General features: G+C 66.3%; 15 protein-coding genes and 2 tRNA genes. 12 read left to right on the forward strand and 5 right to left on the reverse strand.

The window, feature by feature from the left end; translation table 11 throughout:
* Positions 1-115 precede the first annotated feature (115 nt).
* Positions 116-835 (forward strand): hypothetical protein, encoded by a 720-nt coding sequence (locus OEX18_07535; GenBank protein MDH4337119.1) that lies wholly within the window; start codon positions 116-118, stop codon positions 833-835.
* Between the two features lie 15 nt (positions 836-850).
* On the opposite strand, the gene OEX18_07540 is transcribed toward OEX18_07535, so the two are convergent.
* The 3 genes from OEX18_07540 to OEX18_07550 all read right to left on the reverse strand — a co-directional run bounded on the left by OEX18_07540 (position 851) and on the right by OEX18_07550 (position 4,221).
* Positions 851-2,026: a tetratricopeptide repeat protein gene (locus OEX18_07540; protein ID MDH4337120.1), complete on the reverse strand. Its 1,176-nt coding sequence runs from the start codon at positions 2,024-2,026 to the stop codon at positions 851-853.
* A 91-nt stretch (positions 2,027-2,117) separates the two neighbouring features.
* Positions 2,118-2,849: a slipin family protein gene (locus tag OEX18_07545; GenBank protein MDH4337121.1), complete on the reverse strand. Its 732-nt coding sequence runs from the start codon at positions 2,847-2,849 to the stop codon at positions 2,118-2,120.
* Between the two features lie 49 nt (positions 2,850-2,898).
* On the reverse strand, positions 2,899-4,221 hold the full coding sequence (locus OEX18_07550) for a nodulation protein NfeD (GenBank protein MDH4337122.1): 1,323 nt from the start codon (positions 4,219-4,221) through the stop codon (positions 2,899-2,901).
* A gap of 234 nt (positions 4,222-4,455) precedes the next feature.
* Here OEX18_07550 and OEX18_07555 point away from each other — a divergent pair, with 234 nt between their 5' ends.
* On the forward strand, positions 4,456-4,941 hold the full coding sequence (locus OEX18_07555) for an HNH endonuclease (protein ID MDH4337123.1): 486 nt from the start codon (positions 4,456-4,458) through the stop codon (positions 4,939-4,941).
* A gap of 20 nt (positions 4,942-4,961) precedes the next feature.
* Here the strand turns inward: OEX18_07555 and OEX18_07560 are convergent.
* Positions 4,962-5,048: transfer RNA gene (locus tag OEX18_07560), tRNA-Leu, on the reverse strand.
* Between the two features lie 96 nt (positions 5,049-5,144).
* Between OEX18_07560 and OEX18_07565 the strand changes: the two genes are divergently transcribed.
* From OEX18_07565 to OEX18_07610, 10 genes are all read left to right on the forward strand, one after another.
* A tRNA-Ala gene (locus OEX18_07565) sits at positions 5,145-5,220 on the forward strand.
* Between the two features lie 108 nt (positions 5,221-5,328).
* Positions 5,329-6,771 carry a putative sugar nucleotidyl transferase gene (locus OEX18_07570; GenBank protein MDH4337124.1) on the forward strand — a complete coding sequence of 481 codons (1,443 nt, stop codon included), beginning with the start codon at positions 5,329-5,331 and terminating at the stop codon, positions 6,769-6,771.
* Positions 6,772-7,399: 628 nt separating this feature from the next.
* Entirely contained in the window at positions 7,400-7,684 is a 285-nt protein-coding gene (locus OEX18_07575) for an integration host factor subunit beta (protein ID MDH4337125.1), read from the forward strand.
* A gap of 186 nt (positions 7,685-7,870) precedes the next feature.
* Positions 7,871-8,224, forward strand: coding sequence for a PilZ domain-containing protein (locus OEX18_07580; GenBank protein MDH4337126.1), 354 nt, complete (start codon positions 7,871-7,873; stop codon positions 8,222-8,224).
* Positions 8,225-8,455: 231 nt separating this feature from the next.
* Entirely contained in the window at positions 8,456-10,084 is a 1,629-nt protein-coding gene (locus OEX18_07585; GenBank protein ID MDH4337127.1) for an ATP-binding protein, read from the forward strand.
* Positions 10,085-10,096: 12 nt separating this feature from the next.
* Positions 10,097-11,500, forward strand: coding sequence for a sigma-54 dependent transcriptional regulator (locus OEX18_07590; GenBank protein MDH4337128.1), 1,404 nt, complete (start codon positions 10,097-10,099; stop codon positions 11,498-11,500).
* 175 nt (positions 11,501-11,675) lie between these two features.
* The gene (locus tag OEX18_07595; GenBank protein ID MDH4337129.1) at positions 11,676-12,476 is read left to right on the forward strand and encodes an ATP-binding protein; all 801 of its coding nucleotides are present in this window, start codon (positions 11,676-11,678) and stop codon (positions 12,474-12,476) included.
* On the forward strand, positions 12,467-13,039 hold the full coding sequence (locus tag OEX18_07600; protein ID MDH4337130.1) for a hypothetical protein: 573 nt from the start codon (positions 12,467-12,469) through the stop codon (positions 13,037-13,039). Before OEX18_07595 ends, OEX18_07600 begins: the two co-directional genes overlap by 10 nt.
* 74 nt (positions 13,040-13,113) lie before the next feature.
* Complete coding sequence (locus tag OEX18_07605) at positions 13,114-14,592, forward strand: sigma-54 dependent transcriptional regulator (protein MDH4337131.1); 1,479 nt, start codon at positions 13,114-13,116, stop codon at positions 14,590-14,592.
* A gap of 131 nt (positions 14,593-14,723) precedes the next feature.
* The gene (locus tag OEX18_07610; protein ID MDH4337132.1) at positions 14,724-15,743 is read left to right on the forward strand and encodes a PorV/PorQ family protein; all 1,020 of its coding nucleotides are present in this window, start codon (positions 14,724-14,726) and stop codon (positions 15,741-15,743) included.
* A gap of 7 nt (positions 15,744-15,750) precedes the next feature.
* Here OEX18_07610 and OEX18_07615 read toward each other — a convergent pair whose 3' ends face one another.
* Complete coding sequence (locus tag OEX18_07615; protein MDH4337133.1) at positions 15,751-17,661, reverse strand: LysM peptidoglycan-binding domain-containing protein; 1,911 nt, start codon at positions 17,659-17,661, stop codon at positions 15,751-15,753.
* Between the last annotated feature and the right edge of the window lie 36 nt (positions 17,662-17,697).

Here is a 17,697-nt window from a genome sequence, read left to right on the forward strand (position 1 = left end):
AATCCCCATGCTTCCCATTCGCCTTGTGGGCGACGGGGGTGGCTTGTATCATGGCGCGCGACAACGCCCCCCGGCTGCGGCCTGCAAATGGACCTGTGAGAGGATGGACACAACCATGAGAATGAATCGTCTGGCGGTGCTCGCCCTGGCGGGCGTAATGCTGCTCCCGGCGCTGGCGTCGGGCGAGATGGTGCGACTGCGTGACGGCTCGTCGCTGCGAGGCCGGCTGCTCGCGGTGGAGGGGGACAGCCTCATCCTGCGGCTGGCAATCGGGCCCCGGGTGAAGGTTCACCGCGCGCAGGTCCTGGCCATCGTCTTCGACGATTCGCTGGCTGCGGCGGCAATGGCTTCGACCCCGGCGGGGCCGGGGGTGGCAGGAACGCCCGAGTATCAGGGCATGGGGAACATCTCGGTCGCCTTCAAGGATCGCCGCGTCTCCAGCAAGATATCCATCAAATACAAGAAGGACTGGGATGCGCACGTGCGATCCAACGACATCGTCATGGAACTGCTGCTGGATGGCGAACGGGTGTATAGCGTGACCGACAGCACCACGGACAAGACCATCTACCAGGGACACATAACGCAGTTGAAGAACGATATGACGCTGGAGGATTTCAGCGTGGAGGTGCCCGCGGGGCGTTACCAGTTGACCGTCGTGGTGCGCAACGCGGACGAAACTTCCTTCGCCAGCGCCTTCGACCCGGCGCCGCTGCACGCGGCGATGGTCATCGATGAACTGGAGGTGCGGACGGATCGGGGGGCGCGTGTGGAGGTGGGGATCGACCGCGGGCTGTTGAAGGCGGGCAAGGCCAGGCTGTACCGCGTCGAGTGACGGGGCCGCGGGCGTCTACTCGCCGGCGGGCTTCCTGATGTCATCGAGGGCGGCACGGATACGCGCGTTGAGCGCACGATCGCTTCCCACCACGTCGAGCGCCATTTCGTAGTAGGACCGGGCCAGGTTTGGGTCGTTCTTCTGGGCCTGAACCAGTCCCAGGCGGTACAGCACTTCGGGATCGCGCGGCGCGTGCAGCAGCGCGTTCTCGAGCGCGGACTGCGCCTGGTCAAGATCGCCCGCCGCCTCCAGCGCGGTGCCCAGCCCCAGCCACGCGGCGGCGTACTCGTCGTCGAGCTGGGTCGCCATGCGGTAGTGTCCCACCGCCTCGACGTTTCGTCCCTGGCCGGCGAAGGCGTCGCCGAGGCACTTGTGGATGCGGGCGTTCTCCGGCTGATACTCCAGCGCGTGCCGCAGCATGGACTCCGCCTGCACCCAGTTTCCCCTTCGGACCTGGCAGTCCCCGATGCCGATCATGGCCGCGACCACGGTCGTGTCCGCCGCGTAAACCTTCTGGAACTCGTTCAGCGCGTCGTCGGGCATGTCCCGCGCCAGGTAGGATTCCGCCAGGCCGAGCCGGCCGTAGCGGGAGTCGGGATCGCTGCGCAGCCCGCGGATGAAGTAGTGGCTGGCGTCGAGGTAGCGGCCGTTGTCCATGTACAACCACGCCATGTGAAACTGCGAGGGCGCGTAGCTGGGCCGCAGCGTGATGGCCTTGAGCAGCGCGTCGGACGCGGCCTGGTACTGTCCCGCGTCCAGCAGCAACTGGCCGTAGCCGGCGAGTGCCTCCACCATCTGCGGGTCGCGCTTGAGCGCGTACTCGTATTCCGTCTTGGCCGCCTGGTAGCGCCCCAGGGTCTTGTAGGCCTCGGCCATGTTGAGATGCACGACCACGTCCGCCGGGTCGGCCTGGGCGGCGATCTGCAGGTGCTCGAGCGCGGCCTCGGGCTGCCCCGCGGCCAGCAGCGCCACCCCCAGATTGATCTGCGCGTCGTTGTCGCTGGGACGCTCGCGCACCGACGCTTCGAAGTGGCCGACCGCCTGGGTGGTGTCGCCCCGCTCCATGGCTTCGATGCCGAGGTTGTACTGATCGATGGCGGTGTCGCGGCAGCCGGCGGCGGTCAGCAACGCGAGCGCACAGGTGATTGCAACGGGTAGCAGTGGTGGCTTGGGCATGGGTTTGCGGGACATTCCGGCCCCGCGTCGGGGCATCATAGCCAAGCCCGCGCGGCGATGTCAAAAGCAACCGGCGCCCGCGTGCTGCGGGCGCCGGTGTGCGGTCTCAGGATAGGGGGCCGCCGCGCTCTTTGGCGGACTTGCGCAGAAACGGCTCGAACAGGTCGATGGGGACGGGGAAGACGATGGTCGAGTTCTTCTCCGTGGCCACCTCGGTGAGCGTCTGCAGGAAGCGGAGCTGAATGGTGGTCGAGTTCTGGGAAATGATCTCGGCGGCGTCGCGCAGCTTGACCGACGCCTGGAACTCGCCCTCCGCGTGGATGATCTTGGAGCGGCGCTCGCGTTCCGCCTCGGCCTGGCGGGCGATGGCGCGCTGCATCTCGGCCGGGAGGTCGACGTGCTTGACCTCCACCAGAGAAACCTTAACACCCCACGCGTCGGTCTGCTCGTCGATGATCTTCTGCAGCTGTACGTTGATGACCTCGCGCTCGGACAGGAGCTGGTCGAGTTCGAACTGACCCACCACCGAGCGCAGCGTCGTCTGGGCGAGCTGGGTGGTGGCGTAGAGGTAGTCCTCGACCTCGTTGATGGCGCTGTTCGGGTCCATCACCCGGAAGTAGACCACCGCGTTCACCTTCACCGACACGTTGTCCTTGGTGATGATGTCCTGTGGCGCCACGTCCATGGTGACGACGCGAAGGCTCACCTTTACCATCTTGTCGACGACCGGAATGAGCAGAACGATGCCCGGCCCGCGCGCCCCCATCAGGCGCCCGAGGCGGAACACCACGCCGCGCTCGTACTCGCGCAGCACGCGCACCGCGCTGGCGATGAGCATGATGCCGATGATGATGATTCCAATCAGTGAGAATTGCACGACAACCTCCTTAACGATCAGCAGGGCGCACGGTCACGGTCATTCCGTCCACGTGCTCAACCACGATCCGGGTCCCCGCGGGGATGGGCTGCTCGCTGCGCGCGTTCCAGTACTCCCCATGCACGAACACGGACCCGCCCTCGTGCACGTCGCTGCGCGCCGTGCCCACCGCGCCCAGCAGACCTTCGTTGCCGGTGGTGACCTTGCGGCGTTGGGCCCGGATGCCCATCCCCACGGCAAACAGGAAGAACAGCGCGGTGAACAGCACCGACGGTATGATCACGGCCAGCGATACCCGCATGAACGGAAGCGGGGAATCTATGAGCATGATGGATCCCACGAACATGGCGGCGATGCCTCCAATGGTGAGCGCGCCGTGCGACGTGATCTTCACCTCGAGGACGAAGAGCACGATGCCCAGCAGGATAAGCGCGATGCCGGTCCAGTTGACCGGGAGCATTTGCAACCCGAACGCGGCCATGATGATGGCAACGGCACCGGCCACACCGGGCAGCACCGCGCCGGGATTCTGCAGTTCGAAGAACAGCCCAAAAACCCCGATCAGCATCAGGACGTACGCGATGTTGGGGTCGGATATGCGCGAGAGGAAGCGCTCACGGAACGAGGGCGGCAGTTCCACCACCGTCGCACCCGCCGTGTGCAGGGTCACCTCTCCCTCTCGAACCTCGACCGTGCGACCGTCGATCGCTTCCAGCAACTGACGCATGTCGCCCGCAACCAGGTCGACGACGCCTTCCTCGACGGCTTCCTCGGCCGTCGATGAGATGCTCTCGCGAACCACGCGCTCGGCCCACTCCACGTTGCGGCCGCGCCGGGTGGCCAGGCTGCGCGCATAGGCGGCGGCATCGTTGGTTATCTTTTCGGTCATGACCCCGCTGGTGTCGGCGCCGCCGCCACCGAGGGCCACCGGGTGCGCGGCGCCGATGTTGGTCCCGGGTGTCATGGCGGAAATGTGCGCGGCGAGCGCGATTACAGCGCCGGCGCTGGCGGCGTGGGCCCCGCCCGGATGGACGTAGACCACGACGGGCACGGGGCTTGCGAGAATGGCCTGGATGATGTCGCGCATGGCGGCGGACAGGCCCCCGGGCGTATCCATGCGGATCACCAGGCAGGCGGCGCCGCGATCCGAAGCGTCGCCGATGACGCGCTGCACGTACTCGGTGGTGGCGGGGCCGATGGGTCCGTCGATATCCGCCGCGACGACCGGCGCGCGGTCCGCCGGGGACTGCGCGAGGGCGCTCGAGGCGAGCAGGGCGAGCATGAGCACGCCGAAGAGTCGGGATCCAATGGGTGTGTGTGTCACGGCTGGCATCTCCATCGCGCCGCGCGGCCGCTGGTGGCGCCGGTTGCCGGACGATCCGGTGCCCGAATGGTATGACAGCTGCCGCGGCGGTGAAAGCGCAATCGCGGGCGGCGCGGGATTGGATTTGATATAATGCGGGATGCTTTGCTAGATTTCGGGCACGAGGGTGGTCCCGCAGCGCCCCAAGGAGAGGGTTCCTTCGAACATGTCCTGCTGCTCAACGCCTCGTTTGAACCACTGAACGTGATCGGCTGGCGCCGGGCTGTAAAGCTCATCGTCCTGGACAAGGCCGAGGTCGTGGTGGCTTCGGAGCGAGAAATCCACAGCGTCACCCGGCGGATGGCGGTGCCGTCCGTGGTGCGCCTTACGACCTTCGTGCGCTTTCACCGGCGCGAAGCCAAGTTCTCCCGACGCAACATCTACACGCGCGACGGTTTCGTCTGCCAGTACTGCGGCGACCGTCCGCCGGTGAGCGAACTCACCTGTGACCACGTGGTGCCCCGTTCCCGCGGCGGACGCACTGAGTGGTCCAATATCGTCACCTGCTGTATCCCCTGCAACCGGCGCAAGGGCGGGCGAACGCCCGCCGAGGCAGGCTTGCACCTGGTGAAGAAGCCGGCGCAGCCCACCTGGCTGTGGGGCGTGCAGCACCGCTTCGCCAATCGCCGCCCGCCCAAGGCGTGGCACGCGTACCTCTACATCGCGCGGGATCGGGAAGTCGTATCGTGAGGATGGGGGCAGGGGGGAGCTGGTGCCGGAGGTCGGAATCGAACCGACATGGAGTTGCCTCCGGGGGATTTTGAGTCCCCTGCGTCTACCAGTTTCACCACTCCGGCACCGGGGAATTTCCCCCGCATTATCCAGACAAACGCCCGGCAAGTCCAGATATTCCGCTTGACGATGCTGCGCATTCTGTTACCGTTTTCGCCCGCGGGGTTGTAGCTCAGCTGGGAGAGCACTTGACTGGCAGTCAAGAGGTCACGGGTTCGATCCCCGTCAACTCCACCAACTTTCCGGCGACCCGCGTGTCGCCGCCTCGATGGAACGACCGGGAAACGCCCGCGCACGCGCGCGGGCGTTCCGGTGCAAGGACCCGGTCCGGAAGGCAGTCACGAAGTGTCCGCGGTCATCTGCATCTTCGAGGACAAGAAGTACTCCAACTTCTTTCCCCTGTCCCTCTGCCAGCCTCTGTTCGACCTGAGGCTCGGCTGTGGCACGCTGCGGTCGCGCCTGCTCGACGGCATGCCCCGTGCGCGCATTTCCCTGATCTGTCGCGAGTACCTGGCCGATGTGGTGCGCCTGGCGGCGGCCCCGGCCACGGTCAACGAGCCGGTGGCGGGAGCGACCCTGTTCCTCAACGGGCGACTGTTGTGCACCGGCGAACAGCGCAAGCGCCTGCTGGAGCGCCTGGAAGAAGACACGGTGGCGGTCAAGGGCGGTTTCGTGGTGGCCGCCCGGCTGGGCAAGGCGGCGTCGGCCGACTTCTCCGACTACCTGCGTCGCCGCGTCGCCGACGAGACCCTCGACGGCGTGTGCGATGCGCTGCTGGAGGCCGGCCGAGCCTCCGCGTCCGCCGAGCCGTCCGCACCGCGCAAGCGCAAGTCGAGCCGTGCGTCGGCACCCTCAAAGGGTTCCCACGAGGACGAGCACGTGCTGGGTCAGGACAGCATGGAGGAAAAGCTGTCGCTCGAACTGGAGGCGCTGATCGAAAAGGCGGGACTGAGGCGCGTCGAGGTCCCCGAGGCGCGGCTGTTGTCCTTTCCCTGGCAGCTCATTGAATACAACGCCGACGTGATCGCGGATGACTTTGCGCGTTCCCCGGTGCGCGGCCAGGCGGAGGACTGCGTGGTCTACGCCGGCGTGCAGATCGTCAACCCGGAGCTGGTGGTGATCGGTGAGAAGGCGGTGATCCGGGCCGGTGCGGTGCTCGATGCCAGCGCCGGACCCATCGTCATCGCAGACCGCGCGGAGGTAATGCCCAACGCCACCATCGTGGGGCCGGTCTCGGTGGGCGCCGATGCGATCGTGAAGACCGGGGCCAAGATCCTGACGGGAACGTCCGTCGGACCGGTGTGCAAGGTGGGTGGCGAGGTGGAGGAGACGATCTTCGCCGCCTACGCGAACAAGCAGCACGACGGATTCCTGGGGCACTCCTACATCGGCGAGTGGGTCAACATCGGTGCTGCGTCGAACAACAGCGATCTCAAGAACAACTACAGTGCCGTGCGGATGTGGTGCGCGGGTGCGGAGCGGGAGACGGGGAGACAGTTCCTCGGCCTGCTGATGGGGGATCACACCAAGACCGGCATCAACACGCTCTTCAATACCGGCACCGTGGTTGGTTTCAACTGCAACGTGTTCTCCAGCGAGATGCCGGCCAAATTCGTGCCGAGCTTTTCGTGGGGGCACGGTTCCGAGATGACCCGCTACGAACTCGACAAGGCCATGCATACCGCCTCGGTGGTGATGGAACGCCGGCAGGTCAGGTTCACGCCCGCCCATCGCGCCCTGTTCGAGAAGATTTTTGAGCTTCGCGAAAGAACCAACGGAAACATCTAGCGCCGTCCGGCAGCAACCCGCCCCGCTTCGACCCTGACGGGAAGCAGGGGATGTGCTGTTCCCTCACGCGGCCCCACGCGCCACCGGCCGGGTTTCGGCGTCGTCACCGCGCCCAGGGTCGCGGACCGGGTAATCGCATACACACCAACGAAAGCGACCGCGCGCGGCGGATCCGTTGCGCCGGGGCGCGCAGCGCCGCGGTGCGCGATTGGCGCGGGCGCCTACCCGTGCGTCGTCATAACACACTGTAATGAAATGCGTTATGGAGCCCGTCGGGGGATGGCGCCGCGGCCGGGCACGTGCCTTGATAGGGCGAGGGTGGTTGCTGCCCCGGCCGTGTCTTGCTTCGGCGTGGGCCCATTCCTCAAGAATTTGCGTTTCCCGAGACCAGGCACACGACGGGGCGGCAACCACCTTCTTTCTCCCCCAAACTCCCGTTTCCAATTCTGTAAGGTCTTATTTGACAGCGGTTCCGTGGTGTGCTACGTTGGGCGCCGTTCGTGTGCCGCCGGGCGCCGGCGGGCCGGTCGGGGTCCGCGGGTTGAACCAGCCGCCACGGCGCGATAATACCGACCACGAGGGAAGGGCTCGTTGACGGGCCGCCCTGGGAATTAACCGGGAGAGAGCCATGACGAAAGCAGACTTGGTCGAGGATATCTCGAGGGTCACCGGGCTCAACAAGAAGGACACGAGCATCATCGTCAATGAGGTGATCAATAACATCTGCCGTGCACTCGCGGAGGGTGACAAGGTTGAACTCCGCGGCTTCGGCAGCTTCAAGGTGAAGGAGCGCCGTGCCCGCCAGGCGCGCAACCCGCGCACGGGTGCAGGCGTTCAGGTTCCGGCCAAGCTGGTTCCGTTCTTCAAGGCCTCCAATGAACTCAAGTCGCGCGTCAATGGTTCAGACAGCTGATATCGGCGAAAGGGAGTAGGAACGAATGCCCTGCGGACGCAAACGCAAGAAACAGAAGATCAGAACACACAAGCGCAAGAAGCGCCTGCGCAAAAATCGTCATAAGAAGAGGATTCGCTAGAGCATGAATGACACGGCGGCTCCCACGGGGCCGCCGTGGTCTTCTTCCAGGAGGTCCACGGGCCGATGACACACGCAGAACGACGTGCAGCCTCGCGGGTCAACGCCAGGCTCGCGATGGAGATCACGCTCGGGGATGGCCGCGCGAAAGCGGAGAGCCTGAACGTGAGTGCCAACGGGGTGTACTTCGCGTCCAGCAGGTTCATCGCGCCGCTGACCCGGCTGCGCATCACCCTCGAACTCCCCAACGAGTCGGGGGGCAAGGCGCGCGTGGCCTGTGACGGGGTCGTGGTGCGGACCGAGCCGGAGGCGGAACTCGCCGGCACCGGCGAGTACGAGGTTGCCTGCTACTTCACCGAGATCTCCGAGCCCGACAAGTCGCGCCTGGAGAAGTACATTCTGGCGCATGTGCCGTTCTAGCGCTTGCCCGCGCAGACGATTGATCGGCGGCCGCCCCGCGGGGCGGCCGCCCTTTTTTTTGTTTGCCGGATTTTCGGGGGGTGTGGTAAGCATCTTTCCACCGTGGCCGGAGCGGCCCCGTAACTAATTGTGAAACGTAGAATTCCGAAATCAGCCCCGGCCCCGGCCGGGCGCGCTCGCACCCGCGGAGCCGCCCCCGGCGGGGCATCCGCGGCCCAGGCCGCGCGTGCCGTGCCCGATCCCGGGTCGGAGCGCGAGCGCCTGCAACACGTGGCGGCACAGCTCAAGACGCTCTACCACATGGGGCGCGACCTCGGGGAGGACGAGAACTGGAGCGACTCACTCGACCGCTTCCTGATGGCGCTGGTGAGTTTCCTGCGCGCGGAAGGAGCGGCGTTGTTGCTGTTAAGCGACCGGGAGCGGTCGCTCGCCGCGCGGGCCCGCTTCCACCTGGACGACGAACTGCTCGTGCCGGCCATCGCGACCATCCGCGACGCCTGGCAGCGCCACACCCGCAGTGCCGAGATCCACAGCCTGGAGAGCTACTCGTCGGCGCGCGCCACCTCGTGCCTGGAGCGCAGCCAGCCCTGGCGGGTCACGCTGATCCCGCTGCGGCACCGCGGGCGCTCCCTGGGGTTTCTGCTGCTGGACAAGGTGTATCGGGGCGCCGCGGCATTTCAGGACGACTATCACTTTCTAAGCGCACTGCAAACGATCTTCGCGGAGGAGATCGCCAACGCGTCCTACATCAGTGAACTGCGCCAGTTGAGCCGCTTCAACAACAAGGTGCTCGACAACATCCGCAGCGGGGTGGTGACCACCGACCTCGAGGGCAACATCCGCTACGTGAACGCGCTCGCCGGCCAGATGTGCCCGCGGGTACGACGGGCCGGCATGCAGCCGGCGGTGCACTTCGACGAGTTGTTCCGCCTGCCCATGCAGGAGAGCCTGTTTCGCAGGTTCCTGGATGCGGGTGAAGACGCGGACGTGCTCGAGGTGGAATGTCACGCCGGCGCGGACGCCATCATCCCCGTGCGCCTGCGCCTGACGCGCATGCACGACGACCTGCTCAATGGCACCGTGGTGGTTGCCATCTTCGACGACCTCTCCGAACACAAGCGCATGGAAGAAGCGATCCGCCGCAACGACCGACTGCGCTCGCTGGGGCAGCTTTCGGCCAGCGTCGCCCACGAAATCCGTAACCCGCTCGCGGGCATTGCCACCACCGCCGAGGTGCTGGGCGAGAAGCTGCGCGGCGACGAGAGCACGACACCTTATATACACAACATGCTCGACGAGATCAGCCGGCTGGACGGGATCGTTCGGAACCTGCTTGCATTCGCGCGGCCTCCGCGGCCGCAACTGGCGCCGTGCGATGCGCGCGAACTGATCGATCGCGTGTTCGGCATGGTGGCCGAGCAGGCGTCCGCGCGTTCGGTGCAGATCTCCGCCGCTGGTGCGGGTCCCGACCGCCCCTGTCACGCCGACCCGGCCCAGCTCACCCAGGTGCTGCTCAACCTTGCGCTCAACGCGGTGCAGGCGTGCGGCGAGGGCGACCGGGTCACGCTGGACGCGTGCTTGCTCCGCGACGAGGGCGGCGAGTGGATCGAGTTTTCCGTGGTGGACACCGGGCCGGGCGTGCCGCAGGCGGTGCGCGGTTCGTTGTTCGAGCCCTTCGTGACCACCAAGGCGCAGGGGACCGGACTGGGGCTGGCGATATGCCGGCAGATCGTGGGCGACCACCGGGGCAGTATCGCGTGTGAGTTTCTCGACCGGGGGACGCGCTTTGCGGTGCGCGTGCCCGCGTGGAAGGATTCCGCGGCGCGGGCGCGAGCGGCGCAGCCGTCGCACGTGCAGTAGAGAGGAGAGGAAATGCCGAAGACGATTCTCATCATCGACGACGAGAAGACCATCCGCTGGTCGCTGGGCGAGGCGTTGTCCACGACCGGCTACGACACCATCGAGGCCGACACCGCCTCGGGGGGAATTGCGAAGTTCCGCGAGGCGTCACCCGACCTGGTCCTGCTGGATATGAAGCTGCCGGATGGCTCGGGACTCGACGTGTTGAAGACGCTCAAGGCGGAGGATCCCGCGGTGCCGGTAATCATGATGACGGCCTACGCGGAGGTGGAGACGGCGGTGGAGGCGATGAAGAGCGGCGCCTACGATTTCGTGGCCAAGCCCTATGCGGCGGAGAAGCTGCGCGTGACCATTGCCAACGCGCTGGAAACGGATCGCCTCAAGAGCGAGATCGCGTACCTGCGCTCCAGTTCGACGGGCACCTCGTTCTTCAAGCAGTTCATCGGGCGCAGCCCCGCCATGACCGAGATATTCGACAAGATCCGCAAGATCGGACAGAGCAAGGCCAACACCATCCTCATCACCGGCGAGAGCGGGTCGGGCAAGGAACTGGTGGCCCGCGCCATCCACGCGTGCAGTCACGACGAGCCGCGCGCCTTCATGGAGATAAACTGCGCGTCGGTTCCGGAGACGCTGCTGGAGAGCGAACTCTTCGGCTATGAAAAGGGTGCATTCACCGACGCCAAGACGCGTAAGAAAGGCCTGGTGGAGCTGGCCGAGGGTGGAACGCTGTTCCTGGATGAAATCGGCGAGATGGGTATCACCCTGCAGTCGCGCCTGCTGCGCGTGCTGGAGAACAAGACCTTCCGCCGCGTGGGCGGGGTGAAGGACATGACGGTGAATACGCGCATCATCTCGGCGACCAACCGGGACCTGCAGGAGGCCATCAAGGACAAGCTCTTCCGTGAGGATCTCTACTATCGCCTCAAGGTGATTCCGTTGCACATCCCGTCGCTGCGCGAGCGCCGCGAGGACATTCCGCTGCTCGTGAACCACTTCATCGAGCGCTTCAACCGCGAGCTGGGCAAGCAGGTCGCCCCGGCGGGCCCCGACGTCATGGGGCTGCTGGTGGCCTACGAATGGCCGGGGAACGTGCGCGAGTTGCGCAACGTGATCGAGCGCGCCATGCTGTTGGAGGCCCAGGACGCGTTGCTGACCTCTCACCTGCCGCCGGAGATCCGCGGCAAGGCGGGCGGGGAAATTCCGTCGGTGCGTTCCTCGGCGAGCATCGCCGAGGCGTTCTTCCCGATGACGCTGCGTGACGTGGAGCGCATCCAGATCGAGCGGACCCTGGAGCAGACCAACGGCAACAAGTCGCGCGCGGCGGCCATCCTGGGCATCTCGCGCCAGACCTTGCGCGAGAAGCTCAAGTCGTTCAACGGTGGTGAGCTCCCCGGCCCGGGCCCCGCGGCCTAGGTGGTCAGAATCTTCCCGTTCGGTTCCCACCGGGGGCCGGGAGGCGGCCATATGTGCCGCGTTCCGGCCCCCGTGTCTTTCCCCGCCTGACAGTGTAACAAACGCAATAACAATCGGTTAGGAGATGCGATGGCTCCGGCCGCTCCCGCGGCACGTGGATTGCCGGGTGGGAGGCATGAACCCGTCCCGTCCCGATCACACCCCGGCGTCCACGGAGGCCACCGCTCGCCTGAGCGCGCTGCTGCGCTCCCGTCTGAACGCGATGGGCGTCGTGACGGCGCCGGAACCCAGCGCCGCCGACGTGCGCCGCGTGCGCGACGCCGACGCGTTGCTCGCGCAGTTCGTGCGCGCGTCGCGGCATACCTCGGGCACGGTGCGGGCCTTCTCATCGTTGATCGCGGATGCACACGAGGATGACGGCAACACAATGCACTGGCTGTCCCGCGTGGAGCGGGCGGCCGCGGAGCTCGACGTGTTCAGCGCGCGCCTCTGCGCACTGCGCCTGAACGACCACGAACGACCGGTATCGGCGCGATGGAGCGACGTGTTCTCGCGCGTGGCGGCGCGCTGCAGCCATATCGCGCCGTGCACCATCGAGGCCATCGACCGGTCGCGGGCGCCGTTCACCCAGCGCGGCGAACTGCTGGGGCGCATGATCTTTCAACTGGTGCGCAACGCCATGGAAGCGTCGCCACGCGGCGGCATGGTGCGCGTGCGCGTGGACGAATTCCGCCGGGATGCGCTGCGTCAGTTCCACGTTCGCGTGAGTGATGAGGGGCCGGGTCTGGACCCGGCGGTGGCGGCATCGGCATGGGAACCCTATGTGACGACGCGCCGCGGGCACGCTGGCCTGGGCCTGGCGTTCGTGGCCGCGGCGGCACCGGTGGTGGGTGCGGCGGTAGGAATGCGCCGGGAAGCGAGTCGAACCACGGTGCACATGATGGTTGGAGAAGAAGGAGGTCTGCAATGGGAGTAATTTCAATTGGCGTCGACATACCGGCGCGTATCGGAGAGATCGAAGTCGTCAGCGTTATTACCGGCACCGAAGCCATGGCCAACCTTGCGCACGCGGCGTGCGAAGCGGTGGTCATCGGGCCGCGCGTGCCAGACATGCAGGTGAGCGCGATCGTGGACGAGATCGTGCGCCGCTACCCGCGTGTGCCGGTCATCCTGGTGGCGGATGCGCCGCGCCCGGGCGTCTGGGAACACGTTCCGTTTGCCGGCGAGCGTCTCATTTCTGCGATCGTGCGTGCCGTCGAAGTCGGACTGCTACGACGCATTGCCGCGGAATCCCGCGACGCGTTGCCGGTTGCGCCGTCGGCGCTTTCCGGCGGGGGCAACGAGGTTGAGCAGGCTTTCCGCAAGGGCACCATCCGCGAGATGGAGCGCCTCATGATCTTCGCGCGCCTCGACCGGCTCGACCAGAATCGCACCCGCTCCGCAGCCTCGCTGGACATCAGCGTGCGCACGTTACGCAACAAGCTGCGCGAGTACCGGGAGTCCGGACTGCTGGCGGCACCGTCGCCCGAGCAGGTCTGAGCGGGCGCCGCGCGGGGCGATCCGGATTGACAGAGTGGCAGGAGGGAGATAGGTTTACTCACGGGTGAAACCGATTGAGTTCACAGCAAGTAACCTTCCTGGTGCTCAGCACCGATGCGACAATCCGCCAGTCTCTGGATCGCCTGTTTCCGCGTGAGGGCTGGAGGCTCCAGACACTGGAGACGCCGGGCGACCTGGTGGATGCGCTCGGCGACTCCACCGCGGCAGTGCTGATCGACGAGTTCCTCGAGCCCGCATACCTGTCGCTCATCCGGCGCTGCCGCCGGGCCGTACCCGGCCTGGACGCGACCGTCGTGGGCGGGCCCAAGTCCGAGAGCGTCCGGCGCGGTGAGCGCGCGGACGGTGTCGACCACTACATCGAGCGCCCGCTGGAGGCGGCGCCGTTGCGCGCGTCTCTCGACCACCGGCTCGCGCTGGTGGGCGTGAAGGCGGGTGTCGGGCTGGTGGGGCGATCTCCCGCGCTGGAGGAACTGCTCGAATCGCTGCTGCTGGTGGCACCCACCGAGGTGCCGATTCTGATCCAGGGTGAAAGCGGCACCGGCAAAGACCTGGTGGCGCGCGCCGTCCACCAGTTGAGCCGACGCCGCGATCAGCCCTTCGAGGCCATCAACTGCGGGTCGCTGGCCGAGGGTGTCCTGGAAAGCGAGTTGTTCGGACACGAACGCGGTGCGTTCACCGGGGCGGTGTCGCGCCGCGCAGGGATGTTCGAACGCGCCAATGCAGGCACCATCTTCCTCGACGAGGTGGGCGAGATGAGCGCGAACATGCAGGTGCGCCTGCTGCGCGTGCTCGAGACCGGCGAGGTGTTGCGCGTGGGCGGCGCCGCGGGACTGACCGTGGACGTCCGCGTGGTGGCCGCGACCAACCGCAACCTGGGGGAGTTGGTGCGCGCCGGCACGTTCCGCCAGGACCTCTACTACCGCCTCAAGGGCGTCACCCTCTATCTCCCGCCGTTGCGTGAGCGGCGCGATGACATTCCCGTTCTGGTGCAGCACTTCATCCGCCTGGCCAACCGGGCCAACCGCAAGAGCGTGCGCGGCATCGAGGCGGACGCGCTGCAACGCCTGCAGGAGTACAGCTGGCCCGGGAACATCCGCGAGTTGAGAAACCTGGTGGAAACGCTCGTCGTCTTGACGCCGGAACCGCGAATTGCCCGTGCGCTGGTGGATGCGCACATCGGGGATGCGGGGCAGTCGCCGCCGGGGCCGTTCCTGCCCGTTCCGGTGGGGCGCAGCCGCGAGGACACCGAGCGCGAGGTGATGTACGGCCTGATTCTCGCCCTGCACCGGGACGTGCGCGAGATCCTTCGCCACCTTCGCGAGGAGCCGGCGGGGACCGCCGGGGGGTGGAACGACATGCGGGAGGTGCCGGCATCCGAGGACGGGGCCCACCTGAGCCTTTCCACCATGGAGCGCGTCGCCATCAAGGAGGCGCTCAACCGCGCCGGGGGCAACCGGCGCAAGGCTGCCCAGGCCCTCGGGATCTCCGAGCGGACCCTGTACCGCAAGATCCGGGAGTTCGGTCTGTCGTGACCCGCAAATCGGCCTTTGTGGGGAGTGGCGCCACGGGTTATACTCTTCCGGAGCCCCTCCCCTGGTTGTTTATCCCGATCTGAATGACTGATTTGTATTCTTCACCACCCCGATCCGGTCTGAGGGCAACCATGCGTTTTGTATCCGCCGCCGTCCTATCCGTCGTGTTGATGGCTTCCACCGCCCACGCCACCAAGCTGGCAGGCGAGTTCATGGCCCCCGGCGGGGGAGCCCGCGCCCTCGGGATGGGTGGGGCGTTTGCCGCCGTGGCCGCGGACGCGTCCACCGTCTACTGGAACCCAGCCGGGATCGCCGGCATCCAGAAGCGCCAGGCGCTGGCCATGCACGCCGAGCAGTTCGGCGACCTGGTGAATTACAACTTCGCCTCCTACGTGCAGCCCTCGGGGCTGATGGACGAGGCCCGCAAGCCGGCCTTCGGCTTTGCGCTCATCCACCTGGGCGATCCCGACCAGATCCTCACCAGCCAGCTGGTGCACAACGACCTCAACGGAGACGGGCAGATCGACCCGGGTGAACTGGTCGACGAGAACGGCATTCCCTTCGACGAGGCGACGCTGCCGCGGGAGTCAAACAACAGCTTTGCGGGATTCGCCACCTTCGCCATCGAGACCGGAGCCGGTGCGGTGGGCGGGTCGCTGAAGATCATCTACCAGGACATGATCGCGGGCGAGTCCAGCATGGGAATCGGCATCGACCTGGGTTACCTCAAACGCGACTTCCTCACGCGCAACCTTTCGCTGGGTGCGAAGCTGCAGGACGCGACCGGCACCTACATCAGCTGGAGCACCGGCACCAACGAGTTCATCATTCCCGCCCTGAAGGTGGGGAGCGCATACAAGATCGAGTCGGAGGAGCTCAACGGAGCGCTGCTGCTCGCAGTGGATGCCGACGTGTTCTTCGACAACCGCCAGGCAGCGTCACAATTCTGGGTGGAGACGATGAGCACCGACGTGCACGTCGGTGCGGAGCTCAGTTTCCAGGAGAGAGTGATGATCCGGGGCGGACTGGACGCCAACAATTACACCGCCGGCGCCGGAATCTACTTCAGTGTGATCGGTCTGGACTACGCCTACCTGCACCACGACGCCTTCGAGGCCACGCACCGCGTTTCGGTGCTGGCCAACTTCTGATCCTGCGCTAGCGACCGCCGGTCTCGTCGGCGGCGCGTGGCTGCCACACCACCAGCACATCACCGGGGCGAATGATGGAACGCGACCGGCCGTTCCACGCCATCAGGTCGTTCATGGAAACATTGTAGCGGCGGCTGATGGAGTAGAAGGTCTCGCCCGACGCCACCACGTGGCGCGTGCGTTCGAAGCGCGTCTCGTCCACGGTGGGCGACGGCCCGGACGCGACCGTGGTGTTCTGCGGCGCGGAACCACCAGGCACGTAGATGGCGAGCTTCTGTCCGGGGTAGATGTGCCGGCGGCGGCTCAGGTTGTTCCACGAGCGGATCTGGCTCACGCCCACGCGATGCGTCTCGGCGATCTCGCTCAGGGTGTCGTTGCGACGCACCGTGTACACCACGCGCGTGCGACCCGCGATGGGCGCGCCGGCAGTGGCCCGTTCGGCGTAGCGCTCGAGCGCGTCGCGATCGATGGTCGAGGTGTGTGTGCGATAGGAGGGCTGCGAACTGGCCGCCTGGGCGTAGGTGCCGCCCGGCACCGGAATGACCAGGCGCTGCCCGATCTGCAGCAGGCTCTTGTTGCGCAGGTTGTTGGCGTCGCGCAGCGCGGCTACCGAGGTGTCGTAGCGGCTCGCGATCCCGGACAGCGTTTCGCCCTTGCGCACCGTGTGTTCGCTCCAGGTGACGCGTTCCTCTGGCGGCAGGGCGGCGATGTTCGCCGTGGCCAGATCGCCCGCACCCGAAGGAACCTTGATGTGCACCACCATGTTGGGCGGCGTGGCTCCACGGCGCAACTGCGGGTTGAGTTCCTTGATGGTCTCGGTGGTGGTGCCGGCGCAACGCGCGAGCACGTCCAGTTCGATGGCGTACTCCACCGTGATGAGATCGAACGAAATGGGTTCCACCTGCGGGATGGTGAACCCGTACTTCTCAGGCTCGCGCATGATATACAGCGCGGCGAGGAATTTGGGAACGTAGCGCTCCGTCTGCAGGGGAAGATCGAGCTCCCAGAAGTTCTTGGTCTTCTGGCGCGCCACCTGCCGCGCCACGCGGTACTCGCCACAGTTATACGCGGCGAAGGCGAGGAACCAGTCGCCCCAGATCGAATAGAGGTCCCGAAGATAATTGCCCGCCGCGTAGGTGGAAGCCACGATATCGCTGCGTTCCTCGTACCACCACGTGGAGCGCAGACCGTAGCGGCGCCCGGTGCCACCGATGAATTGCCAGGGCCCCACGGCACGCGCGCTGGAAACCGCCTTCATGGCGAAGCCGCTCTCGATGAAGGCGATGCAGATCAGTTCCTGCGGCAGGTCCATTTCGTCGAGGATGCCCTCGACCGTGGGGCGGTTGAGTTGCATGCGATACAGCGCGCGGTCGAAGCGGTCGCGGCCTGGCCCGGTGAAGTAGTTGATCCAGAAATCGATGCGAGTGCTCTCGATGACGGGGAACTGGGTGTTCTCCATGCTGAACAGACGGCCATCCGACGCCGGCAGGTCGGCCTGCGGCCAGTCGGCGCTGGCCAGTGCCAGGCTGTCATCGATGGCGGAATAGCCCTCGTCCTCGAGTCCGCTGGTGACCAGCGTGTCCATCGCGCTCAGAGCGTTGAGGATGGAGATGAACTCAGGATCGTCCTCGGCGTGGGGGTGGTTACGGATGAACGCGTTGACGTCCGCGATCAGCGAATCCCGGGTCGACTCGAAGCGCGCGCCGTTGCCGTCTTCCTGGAAGGCCCGCGCATAGTCGATGCGTGCCTCGAAGCGGTCCAGCGCCGCCAGGTACGCCTCGTGCGCGTCACCGGGCTCGGAAGCGGCGCGCCCGGCGCTCTCTCGGCTGCCGCTGCCACAGCCCGCGAGAAGCAGGGTCAGGGTGGCCGCGAGCACGATGCGGGCAATCAGGCCGGACTTGCGAACGTTGGAATACACGGGAGCCTCCTGGAGGTGCACGGGGAGTCGGATGGG

The sequence above is a fragment of the Candidatus Krumholzibacteriia bacterium genome, from assembly GCA_029865265.1.
Classification (GTDB): Bacteria; Krumholzibacteriota; Krumholzibacteriia; order WVZY01; family JAKEHA01; genus JAKEHA01.